The sequence below is a fragment of the Kitasatospora sp. NPDC058162 genome, from assembly GCF_042884005.1.
Lineage (GTDB): Bacteria > Actinomycetota > Actinomycetes > Streptomycetales > Streptomycetaceae > Kitasatospora.
In genome coordinates this window covers 183,384-194,289 of the sequence record NZ_JBHVUS010000010.1, presented here as the reverse complement: position 1 = coordinate 194,289, position 10,906 = coordinate 183,384, and the positions used below count along the sequence as shown (strand labels likewise).

Below are 10,906 nucleotides of genomic sequence, written 5' to 3'. Positions count from 1 at the left end.
CCTGCACTCACCGGCCACATCGCCGGGCCAACCGCCCGCACGCGCGGCCGCGCACCAGAAGTCGGCGGGCCCGACTTCCTGCACTCACCGGCCACATCGCCGGGCCAACCGCCCGCACGCGCGGCCGCGCACCAGAAGTCGGCGGGCCCGACTTCCTGCACTCACCGGCCACAGTGCCGGGTTAATCGCCCGCACGCGCGGCCGCGCACCAGAAGTCGGCGGGCCCGACTTCCTGTGCAGCGCCTGGCGAGCCTGCCGCGCGGGCGTCCGCGTCCCGCCCCGGTGCGGCAGAAGTCGGCGGAGCCGACTTCTTGTGCGCCGCCTTCGCCGCACCGCGCCCGACCGCCCAGCCGCCTGGGCCCGCTGCCGACACAAACCCTGCGCATCGCCGCTCGAACGCGCCGTACCGACGTCCGTGCACCAGAAGTCGGCCAGTCCGACTCCCTGCACTCACCGACCACATCACCCGGCAAACCAGCCGCACGCCCGCCCGCGCACCAGAAGTCGGCTGGCCTGACTTTCGGCGCTTGCCGCCGCATCGCCGGGCAGCCGCCCGCGCGCGCGGCCGCATTCCCTCCCCGGCCGGCAGCAGAAGTCGGCCAGTCCGACTTCCTGTGCAGCGCCCGGCGAGCCTGCCGCGCGGGCGTCCGCGTCCCGCCCAGGTGCGCCAGAAGTCGGCCGAACCGACTTTCTGTGCGCCTCACGTGGGGTCGCCCTCGCTGTACCCGCGCCCGACCGGCCACCCGCCCGGGGCCCCTGCCGACACAAACCCTGCGCATCGCCGCACGAACGCGCCGTACCGGCGTCCGTGCACCAGAAGTCGGCCAGTCCGACTTCCTACGCCTTATCGCCCCACCCGATACGGCCCCGACAACCCCATCGGAGACTCGCTCAGCCAGCCGGGGCAGTCGGTGGGGCGGGGGCGGCGGCCGGGGGAGGGGTGGTGAGGCCGGTGCCGCCGGAGGCGCCGGCGCCGGGCCAGGACTCGTCGAGGGTGCCGTCGGCCCGCACGGTGTAGCGGGTGGAGATGATCGCGCCGGTGGTGGCCACGCGTTCCTCGCGGACGACCGCGCTGCCGTCCAGGCGCCAGGTGGCGGTGGCCTGCGGGTCGGCGGTGGAGGTGCGGGAGGTGGTGGCGACCGGGGCGTCGCCGGCGAAGGTGTACAGCTGGACGAGGTCGACCGGCGCCGACCCCTCCGCTCGCCGCAGCACCACGACCGCGGCCGGCTGGCCCTTGTACCGGGCCGGCAGCACGGCGCTCAGCGCGACCTGCGGCCCGCCGCCGACCGAGCGCCCGTCCTTCAGGGTGACGCCGGGCCCGCCGGCCCCGTCGGGGTAGCTGCGGTTGGGCCAGTCCACCACGGGCCCCGGCCCCTGCGCGGGCGCCAACGCACTGTCCGCGGTGCCGCGTGCGGCGGCCGGGAGCGGGGGCGCCGAGGTCTGCTGCGCGACGTCCACGGAGGTGCCGGGCACGGCCCGTTCGCCGCCGCCCCCGGTGCCCGCCGTCGCGGTCTGCCCGACCACCGGCCGCGCCCCCTGGTTGCTCCGGTTCTCGCAGCCCTGTGCCGCCGCGATGGCCAGCGCGACGCCGATCGTCACGGTGACGAAGACGACCAGCCGCTGCCGCAGCAGCCGCTGCCGCGCCGTTCCGGGCCGTCCGCCGGGGGCGGGGGTGTGCTGCCGGGGCCGGGGCCGGCCCGGGGGCGGGGTCTGCGAGCGGTCCCGCAGTGGACGGGTGACGGGCGTGGCCTCGGGCCGGGGGAGCGGGGCACCCTGCGGGCGCCGTGCGGAGCCCGCGGGCGCCTGTCCGCCCGGTCGGCCCGCACCGGCCCTGGCCCGCGCCGCCGGTGCGGCGGGTTCGGGCGAACGCCCGGGGGCCGGTACGCCCGGCCGCCCGCTCTCCTGCTGCGGGGCCTGCGGCGTACGAGGGGCACCAGGCGGTGCGGCGGCCGGTGCCGCCCCCCGCCGGGGCCCGCGCCCGCTGCCGGCGGTGGCCGCGCCGCGGGCGGCCAGTTCGCTGAGCCGCTCGTGCAGGGCGGCCGCGCCGGGCCGCTCGGCGGGTTCCTTGGCGAGGCAGGCCCGGATGAGCGGGGCGAGCTGCGGCGGGACGTCCGACAGGTCGGGTTCCTCGTGGACGACCCGGTACAGCATCACTTCGGAGGACGCCCCGGAGCCGAACGGGGTGTCCCCGGTGAGCGCGTACGCGAGGGTGGCGCCGAAGGCGAAGACGTCGGTGGCCGGGGTGACGGCGACGCCGCGGACCTGCTCGGGGGCGAGGAAGCCGGGGGAGCCGACGGCGGTGCCGACGTGGGTGAGGGTGCTGGCGCCGCGGGACCAGGCGATGCCGAAGTCGATGATCCGGGGTCCGCGCGGGGAGAGCAGGATGTTGGAGGGCTTGAGGTCGCGGTGGACGACCCCGGCCTCGTGCACCTTGACCAGCCCGTCGGCCAGGGCGGCGCCGATCCGGGCGGCTTCGGGCCAGCTCAGCGGCCCTTCGTCGCCGACCCGCTTGTAGAGGGAGGGCCCGGGGACGTAGGCGGTGGCGAGCCAGGGCCGGTCGGCTTCGATGTCGGAGCCGACGACCCGGGCGGTGCAGCCGCCCCGGATTCTGGAGGCGGCGGCGATCTCCCGGGCGAAGCGGGTGCGGAACTCCTGGTCCTCGGCGAGTTCGGCGCGGATGAGCTTGAGGGCGACGCGCTGTCCGCGGCGGTCGGAGCCGAGGTAGACCACGCCCATGCCGCCGGCTCCCAGCCGCCGGTGCAGGCGGTACGGCCCGACGATGCGGGGGTCCTCACGCCTCAGCCGCATCATCGCCATGTCTCGTTCCCCGTCAGCCTGTGGGTGAGGCCCCGTCGGTTGGGGCATCGTCAGTTCCTGTCCGGCACAGCTTACGGACTGCCTGCTGCGGTGTGCTGATACGCAACACCTCAAGCCGCCGTGCGATTGTCTGATCTTGAGCTGGGTCGCAGGTCACAGGGGTGCCGAATCGTTTCTCGGGGTTGCCCCTCAGGGTTCCCCCGGGGGCGGGGTGAGACCTTCCTCCCCCTCCGGTAGTACGCCTTGAGTCTGAGCGTCATCCTCCGGGATGCCCGAGGAACAGTACGACGGCATGACGCCCGAAAGGCCCCCCGGCCAATAGCGTTGTGTCCAGCGGTGGACGGGGAGCTCGTCCCCCGAGGTAAGCCGTCCACCGCGCCAACTCGACCGGATCAGGAGCAGGGCCATGGCATCGCAGCAGACGGGCACCACCCGCCGGCGTCGACCGCCTTTCATCCAGCCCCAGTCCGCCGAGCGGCCCACCCGGCACCCCGCCGTGGCGCTGGCCATGGCCCTGCCGTGCGCCGTGCTCCTGGTGATGCTGTTCGGCGGGTGGGAGCAGATGGCGAACCAGGCCGAAGCCCTGGCCGACCTGATCGGCCGCTGAGGAAAGAACGCCGGGGGAGAACACCGGCACACAACACAAGAACGGGCACTGCTCCCCTGGGGACGGGGAGCAGTGCCGCCGGGGAGGCCGCGGCCGCGTTGACACGCGGACGGGCGAGAGCGGTCCGCAGAGCACCCCGGCAGGCGGAGATGCCGCGTACGGACGTCGGTGAGGGCGACCGTACGCGGCTCTTCTCTGTGCTCGGGCCCTCCGGCCCACCCCTCACGAGAACGCCAAACGGCCGAGGCCGCGACCCTGACGGATCGCGGCCTCGGCCGTTACTGTGCGCGATACTGGGATTGAACCAGTGACCCCTACCGTGTCAAGGTAGTGCTCTCCCGCTGAGCTAATCGCGCCTGGTGTGGCGGTTGTGCAGCAGGCCCCGAGGGGCCCGTTACTGTGCGCGATACTGGGATTGAACCAGTGACCCCTACCGTGTCAAGGTAGTGCTCTCCCGCTGAGCTAATCGCGCTTGGTTTGGCGGTTGTGCAGCAGGCCTCGAAGGGCCCGTTACTGTGCGCGATACTGGGATTGAACCAGTGACCCCTACCGTGTCAAGGTAGTGCTCTCCCGCTGAGCTAATCGCGCCTGGTGAGGCGTTCCTGCAGCAGACCTCGTGAGGTCCGACGTGCGCGATACTGGGATTGAACCAGTGACCCCTACCGTGTCAAGGTAGTGCTCTCCCGCTGAGCTAATCGCGCGGGGAGGTCTCCCGGCAGAGCCGGGGGAGCCTCTTGGAGGTGGAGACGGGATTTGAACCCGTGTACACGGCTTTGCAGGCCGTTGCCTCGCCTCTCGGCCACTCCACCAGGCAACACATGAAGAACGACTCTACACTGTTCTCCATCGAGCGGACGACGAGATTCGAACTCGCGACCCTCACCTTGGCAAGGTGATGCTCTACCAACTGAGCTACGTCCGCCTGTCTCCCGGGGACCTTCACCGCTTTTCTTCGGCTGCGCTCCCTGGCGACGTGTTGAACTCTAGCGGATTCCCGGGCCAGCTAAAAATCCGTTCCCGCAGCGTGCCGCGGGGATGGCCGAGGAGTGCCGTCCCGTCAGCCCTTCCGGCCGGCCGCCGGCCACCACCTGCGGCGCTCCCGGACGATCATCCGCAGGTCACCCGGCGCACACCGGCGCGACGCACCCGGCTGCTCGTACGCGGGGGCGCGGCGGGCTCGGACCCCGCCCGGGAGGAGCCCCCCGACCTACACTTCAGGCACCCCCACCCCCAGCAGCACCGCGCAGGAGAACCGTGTCCGGCCACCCCGCCCCTCGCACCCCGCTCGCCCGCTTCGGCGGCCGCCTGGCCACCGGACTGCGCGACGTCACCTCGGACCCGGCCGCACTCGACTCCTCCGGGTACTGGGCCGTCGCCTACGACTACGAGGGCCGGCTGACCTGCGCCCGCTTCGACGACGTCCGCCCCGCCCCGGCCCCGCCCTCGGGCGCCGGCTGGCACGGCCCGGACGCCGGCAGCTGGCACAGCTCCCTGGACCGCGCCGCCTACACCGCGGGCGTACGCCGAATCCGCGAGCACATAGCCGCGGGCGAGGTCTACCAGGCCAACCTCTGCCGGGTGCTGTCCGCGCCGCTGCCCGACCCCGACCGCAGCGACATCGACGCCCTCACCGGCCTCCTCGCGCACGGCAACCCCGCCCCGTACGCCGGCACCATCCGACTGCCCGACCACGGCGTCGAGATCGCCACCGCCTCCCCCGAGCTCTACCTGCACCGCACCGGACGCACCGTCTCCTCGGGCCCGATCAAGGGCACCGGCCGGACCGAGGACGACCTCCTCGACAAGGACCACGCCGAGAACGTGATGATCGTCGACCTGGTCCGCAACGACCTCGGCCGGGTCTGCGGGACCGGCACCGTCACCGTCCCCGACCTGTGCGTCGTCGAGAAGCACCCCGGCCTGGTCCACCTGGTCTCCACCGTCGAGGGCACCCTGCGCGACGGCGCCGGCTGGCCCGAACTGCTCGCCGCCACCTTCCCGCCCGGCTCGGTCACCGGCGCCCCCAAATCCAGCGCCCTGCGGATCATCGACGCCCTGGAGACCGCCCCCCGCGGCCCCTACTGCGGGGCCGTCGGCTGGGTCGACGCCGACCGCGGCGAGGGCGAACTCGCCGTCGGCATCCGCACCTTCTGGCTCGACCGGCAGGACCCGCAGGCACCCGTCCTGCGCTTCGGCACCGGCGCCGGCATCACCTGGGGCTCCGACCCCGAACGCGAGTGGGCGGAAACCGAACTGAAGGCCGCCAGACTGGTCGCGATAGCGTCGGGCGCCGGTCTCGGCAGCGACGCCGACGCCGACCATGAGCCGCACCCCGCCTAGGAGCAGCCCCCGATGGACAACCGCACCACGAGCTGGGTCAACGGAACCCTCGTCGACTCCGCCGACGCCGCCGTCTCGGTCCTCGACCACGGCCTCACCACCGGCGACGGCGTCTTCGAGACCCTGAAGGCCGTCGACGGCAGCGCCTTCGCCGTCACCCGCCACCTCGACCGGCTCACCCGCTCCGCCCGCGGCCTCGGCCTGCCCGACCCCGACCACGACCTGGTCCGCGAGGCCTGCGCCCAGGTCCTCGCCGCCAACCCGGCCCCGCTCGGCCGCCTGCGCGTCACCTACACCGGCGGCAACGCCCCGCTCAGCTCCGAGCGCGGCACCACCGGCCCCACCCTGGTCGTCGGCTTCAACGCCATCGGCCGCCGCCCCGACGAGACCGCCGCCGCCGTCGTCCCCTGGCGCCGCAACGAGCACAGCGCCGTCGCCGGCCTCAAGACAACCTCCTACGCCGAGAACGTGGTCGCCCTCGCCGCCGCCCACCGCGTCGGCGCCTCCGAGGCGCTGTTCGCCAACACCGCTGGCCGACTCTGCGAGGGCACCGGCTCCAACGTCTTCGTGGTCCTCGGCGGCCGCCTGCTCACGCCCGTCCTCGCCTCCGGCTGCCTGGCCGGCATCACCCGGCAGCTGATCATCGACTGGTGCGGCGCCGAGGAGGCCGACCTCCCGCTCGACGCCCTCCAGGACGCCGAGGAGGTCTTCCTGACCTCCACCACCCGCGACGTCCAGGCCGTCACCCGCGTCGACGACCGCCGCCTGCCCGGCATCGGCCCGGTCACCGCCAAGGCCATGGCCGTCTTCGCCGAGCGCAGCGGCGACGACCTCGACCCCTGATCCCGACGACCCCTGATCCCGACATTCCAGGACCCGGCGCGACTACCAGGGAGACGGCCGGGGAGACGCCGCGGGCGGCGCGGATAACCTTCCCGGCGAGGGGAAGGGACCACGACATGACCACCACGCTGCGCCCTGAGGGCCCGGAGACACCCACCACGGCCGGCGGCCGCACCAGACGCTGGCGGATCCTCTCGAACGGTCACCAGATCGGCGCGCTGCGCACCACCTCGGCCCGGCACGGCAGCGAACTCTGGGGCGAGATATCGGAGTTGGAGATCACGGAGGGCCGCGGCCGGGGCCGCGGCACCTTCGGCGCGCTGGCCGCCGAGGAGGTCCTGCGCACCTGGGGCTGTACCCGGGTGGACGTCGTCGTCCCCGAGACGGCTCCGATCGCCCGCGGGCTCGCCACCGCCCTCGGCTACACCGAGCGGATGCGGAACCTCGGCAAGAGCCTGACCACGGCCCCGGCCCTGCCCGCCGGTGCCACCGCCCGCCCGATCCACGCCGCGGAGTTCCCGGCCTGGATCGACCGGGCGGCACGGGAGTACGTCCACTCCCTGCGGGAGTCCGGCCTCACCGAGGAGCAGGCCCGGGCCAAGTCGCGCCTGGATCACCAGAACGTCCTCCAGCAGGGCGTGGACACCCCCGGCGTCGCCCTCCGCCGGCTCCACGGCCCGGACGGCGCCGCCGAGCCGCTCGGCTCGCTCTGGGTGAACCTCCACCTGCGCGACCTGCCGGACGGCACCCCGCTCGCCTGGGTCATGGTGGTCGAGGTGTCCGCGGCCCACCGCGGCCGGGGACACGGCCGCACCCTGATGCTGCTCGCCGAACGGGAGTGCCTGGCCGCCGGGGTGCGCGAACTCGGCCTGAACGTCGTCTCCGGCAACGAGGTCGCCCTCCGGCTCTACGCCTCGCTCGGCTACCGGGTCGTCAACCGCTGCTACGGCAAGCCCCTGTGAGAATGTGACGCACCGTCAGGATGTCGGGCGGCCCGGCATCGTCAGGCGGACGCGGCCGCCTCGATGACGGCGACGATCCGCTCGCGCAGCCCGTCCTGGCTCTTCCCGCCGTCCAGGCGCTTGCCGCCGATCACGTACGTCGGCGTCCCGGTGACCCCGATCGCCTTGCCCTCGGCCTGGTCGGCGTCCACGGTCAGCATGTGCCGGCCGTCGATCAACGCGGTGTCGACCTCCTCGGCGTCCATCCCGACCTCCCGGGCCACCGCCAGCAGCACCTCCTGCCCCCGGGCGTCCAACTCCTCGACCCGGGCCAGCAGGGCCTCCACGAACGGCCACCCCAGCCCCTGGGCGAAGGCCTCCTCGGCCGCCTCCGCCGCGGCGTAGGCGTGCTTGTGCTTCTCCAGCGGGAAGTGCCGCAGCTCCACGGGCAGCGCGTCGCCGTACTGCGCGCGCAGCGTCCGTACGTCGTCCAGGGCGGTACGGCAGTCCGGGCACTGGAGGTCGCACCAGAACTCGAGGCGGGGAAGGGAACCATCGATCATTCCCCCAGTGTTCCACTAGTGGGTGCCCGCTCCCGCCCGGCGGTGCGCCCGAGGGCGGACCGACAGGGAGGCACCGATGACCAGGACGACCGGAAGCGAAGGGGCCCACTCGTGCTGACCGCGGCGATCAGTTTCCTCCTCACGGCCGGCGGAGTGGCCGTCGCGGGCCTGCGGGCCTGGCGTCGGCGCTTCCGCTCGGCGACCCGCTGGTTCGCGGTCGCCCTGCTGCCCGCCGGGCTCTACCTGACCGGACTGTTCCCGCTGGCCTCCACGATCGGCCGGGAGTTCGCCGACTGGGCGACCAGGCTGGTCTTTGACCCCAGGGTGTGGACGGGCCTGGTGCTGCTCGGCGTCTCCGCCGCGCTGCTGCTCGCCACCCGCTGGACGGGCCGGCGCGGCGCGGTGGAGTCCTCCCCGGAGCGTCCGGCCTCCGCCGGTGCGGCCGCCGAGCGCCCGGCCGTGACCCAGGCGCCCAAGGCCGCCAAGGCTTCCAAGGCTCCCGGGAAGCAGGCGGGCAAGGGGGACGACGGGCTCGGCGACTTCTCCGACATCGAGGAGATCCTCCGCAAGCGCGGCATCTGAGCCAGGGGAGGGCGCGGCGCGGCTCAGGCGGGGGCGACGGCCTCCGCCGACCGCTGCCGGGCCCGGTAGGCGGCGACGTGCAGCCGGTTCCCGCAGGTCCGGCTGTCGCAGTAGCGCCGCGAGCGGTTCCGGGAGAGGTCCACGAACACCCGCGCGCAGTCCGGCGCCTCGCACCGGCGCAGCCGTTCCCGCTCGCCCGCCATCAGGATGAAGGCCAGGGCCATGCCCAGTTCCGCCGCGAGGTGGGGAGCGATCGCGGCGTGCGGGGCGAAGTAGTGGATGTGCCAGTCGTGGTGGTCGTGGTTGACCAGCCGCGGCGTCGTCCCGGCGGCATCGACGATCGCGTTGACCAGCTCGGCGGCGGCTTCGGTGGACTCGGTCCAGAACACCTCGCGCAGCCGGGACCGCAGCTCCTGCACCTGGCGCAGGTCGTCCTCGGTCAGCGAGTCGATCTCGCTGATCTCCTGGCGGACCACGAAGGCGTCCAGCGCGGCGACGTCCGGCAGCCGCTCGTCGCCGCACACCTCGGGTGCGGTGTTGAGCAGATCCACGAGGATGCTCAGCGCGCACTCGGTGTCATGGGTGATCAGCACGTTGGGACTCCTCGCGCAGGGGGACTCCGGTACCCCGCGTCCACGGTTACCCCAGACCATACCGGCCCTTGCGGCATAAGGGCGGCGCGTTCCTTCGAAGGTCTGTGCGGATTCCGCCGGAGTGTCCCGATCCGGGCGGGATCCCCCTTCCGCGACCCCGGACCCACGCCCCCCGAAACGACGGTGGCGCCCGGCAGCGAGGCCGGCCACCCGTGAGGATGGCCGGCTCCGATGCCGGGCGCCTGCGGTGCTGTGGCCCCGCTCCGGTGGGAGCGGGCCGTTCACCGGCCCCGAGACCGCGTGGTGCGCGGCTGAGTCCGCTGCCGTGCCCCCGAGTAGGACGGCAGCGATGACGGCAGGAAGTACGGCCCCGCCGACAGCGGGGCTGGACCGCCTCCGGTCGGGGTCAGCTTTCGGCGAGGATGTGGGACAGCTCCCGGTCGAGGTCGAAGTGACGGTGTTCGGTGCCGGGGGGCACCGCGGCGTCCGTCCGCTTGAGGAACGACTCAAGCGCGCGGGCCGGGGCCTCCAGCAGGGCTTCTCCTTCCGGAGAGCTCAGTGCGATGCAGACCACCCCTTGCCCGTGGCTGCGGGACGGCCACACCCGGACGTCGCCGGTACCGGTGGGTCGGTGCAGCCCCTCCGCGAGGAGATCTCGGGCGAACACCCACTCCACGGTCTCGTCGGCGCCCGTGTGGAACGTGGCGTGCACGGCGTAGGGGTCGGCGGTGTCGTAGCGCAGGCCCGCGGGGACGGGCAGTGAGGACTCGCTGGACACGATGAGGCGCAGGTGCAGCTCGCAGCTGACCGTGGTGTTCATAAGCGCCATGGCCTTTCGCTCAGTGTGCGCTCGGGGAATCGCACGTCGGCGAACGGACCATCCCACCCCCAAGACCGATGTAAACCCCTCTGTCCCGATTCGGGCGCGAGTCGTACCCCTTACGGCGCATTGCGGAATCGCCCCGGAGTACCCGCCCGGGGCATTACCGGCGGTTCTTCTCGGTCGGATTCCGGATCGGCGTGCACCCGGCCCGTCGGCCCGTCGGCCGGAGTGCCGGGCGGGGTACCGGGCGGGCCGGGAACGGGGGAGCGGGTGGTGCGGCCGGGCCCGACGAGTCGCGCGCGCGGGCGGGAGGGGCGAGGAGGGGCAGGGCGGGGAGTAGGGAGGCCCGGGCCGGGGTGCCAGGCCGGGGGCGGCCGGTGGGGAGGGGTGTTCGGAGCACCCTCCGGGATGCGGTAATGTTTTCTCTGCACCCGGGCGATTAGCTCAGCGGGAGAGCACTTCGTTCACACCGAAGGGGTCACTGGTTCGATCCCAGTATCGCCCACCGGAATGCATTGTGATATGTGAGGCCCAGTCGATTATCGGCTGGGCCTCACATGTATTTCCGGAATCCATCCGAAGAGCCGGTACCGAATCCGGCTGAGGCTCAGTCATCTTCCGCGCGGAGCGCGAGTTCTGTGGATGCGTCGGCCGTCCCCCGGAAGAGCGAGTTGTACGACCGCCCCCGAATGGTGCTACAGTTCATCTCGTTGCCCGGGCGATTAGCTCAGCGGGAGAGCACTTCGTTCACACCGAAGGGGTCACTGGTTCGATCCCAGTATCGCCCACCGGACAGC

General features: G+C 73.2%; 8 protein-coding genes, 8 tRNA genes and 1 pseudogene. 7 read left to right on the top strand and 10 right to left on the bottom strand.

Annotated features, from left to right (window positions below; translation table 11 throughout):
• Positions 1-1,482 precede the first annotated feature (1,482 nt).
• Positions 1,483-2,817: pseudogene (locus ACFVXG_RS21665) on the bottom strand (serine/threonine-protein kinase); the annotation flags it as partial.
• Between the two features lie 406 nt (positions 2,818-3,223).
• On the opposite strand from ACFVXG_RS21665, the gene ACFVXG_RS21660 reads away from it, so the two are divergent.
• Entirely contained in the window at positions 3,224-3,424 is a 201-nt protein-coding gene (locus ACFVXG_RS21660) for a hypothetical protein (RefSeq protein ID WP_360230161.1), read from the top strand.
• Between the two features lie 284 nt (positions 3,425-3,708).
• Here the strand turns inward: ACFVXG_RS21660 and ACFVXG_RS21655 are convergent.
• The 6 genes from ACFVXG_RS21655 to ACFVXG_RS21630 all read right to left on the bottom strand — a co-directional run bounded on the left by ACFVXG_RS21655 (position 3,709) and on the right by ACFVXG_RS21630 (position 4,346).
• A tRNA-Val gene (locus ACFVXG_RS21655) sits at positions 3,709-3,780 on the bottom strand.
• 44 nt (positions 3,781-3,824) lie between these two features.
• Positions 3,825-3,896 (bottom strand) — tRNA-Val (locus ACFVXG_RS21650).
• Between the two features lie 44 nt (positions 3,897-3,940).
• Positions 3,941-4,012: transfer RNA gene (locus ACFVXG_RS21645), tRNA-Val, on the bottom strand.
• Positions 4,013-4,053: 41 nt separating this feature from the next.
• Positions 4,054-4,125, bottom strand: a tRNA-Val gene (locus ACFVXG_RS21640).
• 34 nt (positions 4,126-4,159) lie between these two features.
• Positions 4,160-4,233: transfer RNA gene (locus ACFVXG_RS21635), tRNA-Cys, on the bottom strand.
• Positions 4,234-4,273: 40 nt separating this feature from the next.
• Positions 4,274-4,346 (bottom strand) — tRNA-Gly (locus ACFVXG_RS21630).
• Between the two features lie 332 nt (positions 4,347-4,678).
• On the opposite strand from ACFVXG_RS21630, the gene ACFVXG_RS21625 reads away from it, so the two are divergent.
• The 3 genes from ACFVXG_RS21625 (at position 4,679) to ACFVXG_RS21615 (ending at position 7,569) form a co-directional block, all read left to right on the top strand.
• On the top strand, positions 4,679-5,764 hold the full coding sequence (locus ACFVXG_RS21625) for a chorismate-binding protein (RefSeq protein ID WP_387929753.1): 1,086 nt from the start codon (positions 4,679-4,681) through the stop codon (positions 5,762-5,764).
• A gap of 12 nt (positions 5,765-5,776) precedes the next feature.
• Entirely contained in the window at positions 5,777-6,607 is an 831-nt protein-coding gene (locus ACFVXG_RS21620; RefSeq protein ID WP_387929752.1) for an aminotransferase class IV, read from the top strand.
• Positions 6,608-6,723: 116 nt separating this feature from the next.
• Positions 6,724-7,569, top strand: coding sequence for a GNAT family N-acetyltransferase (locus ACFVXG_RS21615; RefSeq protein WP_387929750.1), 846 nt, complete (start codon positions 6,724-6,726; stop codon positions 7,567-7,569).
• A gap of 41 nt (positions 7,570-7,610) precedes the next feature.
• Here the strand turns inward: ACFVXG_RS21615 and ACFVXG_RS21610 are convergent, their stop codons facing one another.
• Complete coding sequence (locus ACFVXG_RS21610; protein WP_387929749.1) at positions 7,611-8,111, bottom strand: DsbA family protein; 501 nt, start codon at positions 8,109-8,111, stop codon at positions 7,611-7,613.
• 111 nt (positions 8,112-8,222) lie between these two features.
• On the opposite strand from ACFVXG_RS21610, the gene ACFVXG_RS21605 reads away from it, so the two are divergent.
• Positions 8,223-8,693, top strand: coding sequence for a hypothetical protein (locus tag ACFVXG_RS21605; protein WP_387929747.1), 471 nt, complete (start codon positions 8,223-8,225; stop codon positions 8,691-8,693).
• Between the two features lie 23 nt (positions 8,694-8,716).
• Here the strand turns inward: ACFVXG_RS21605 and ACFVXG_RS21600 are convergent, their stop codons facing one another.
• Together ACFVXG_RS21600 and ACFVXG_RS21595 are read right to left on the bottom strand one after the other, a co-directional pair.
• Complete coding sequence (locus tag ACFVXG_RS21600) at positions 8,717-9,286, bottom strand: CGNR zinc finger domain-containing protein (protein ID WP_387929745.1); 570 nt, start codon at positions 9,284-9,286, stop codon at positions 8,717-8,719.
• Between the two features lie 406 nt (positions 9,287-9,692).
• Entirely contained in the window at positions 9,693-10,106 is a 414-nt protein-coding gene (locus ACFVXG_RS21595) for an SsgA family sporulation/cell division regulator (RefSeq protein ID WP_030056266.1), read from the bottom strand.
• Between the two features lie 436 nt (positions 10,107-10,542).
• On the opposite strand from ACFVXG_RS21595, the gene ACFVXG_RS21590 reads away from it, so the two are divergent.
• Both ACFVXG_RS21590 and ACFVXG_RS21585 read left to right on the top strand, forming a co-directional pair.
• A tRNA-Val gene (locus ACFVXG_RS21590) sits at positions 10,543-10,614 on the top strand.
• 211 nt (positions 10,615-10,825) lie between these two features.
• Positions 10,826-10,897, top strand: a tRNA-Val gene (locus ACFVXG_RS21585).
• Positions 10,898-10,906 lie beyond the last annotated feature (9 nt).

Excerpts from the sequence above, each read along its gene's own strand:
- ACFVXG_RS21660 (WP_360230161.1), top strand. The coding sequence starts at position 3,224 with ATGGCATCGCAGCAGACGGGCACCACCCGCCGGCGTCGACCGCCTTTC.
- ACFVXG_RS21595 (WP_030056266.1), bottom strand. The coding sequence starts at position 10,106 with ATGAACACCACGGTCAGCTGCGAGCTGCACCTGCGCCTCATCGTGTCC.
- ACFVXG_RS21615 (WP_387929750.1), top strand. The coding sequence starts at position 6,724 with ATGACCACCACGCTGCGCCCTGAGGGCCCGGAGACACCCACCACGGCC.
- ACFVXG_RS21620 (WP_387929752.1), top strand. The coding sequence starts at position 5,777 with ATGGACAACCGCACCACGAGCTGGGTCAACGGAACCCTCGTCGACTCC.
- ACFVXG_RS21610 (WP_387929749.1), bottom strand. The coding sequence starts at position 8,111 with ATGATCGATGGTTCCCTTCCCCGCCTCGAGTTCTGGTGCGACCTCCAG.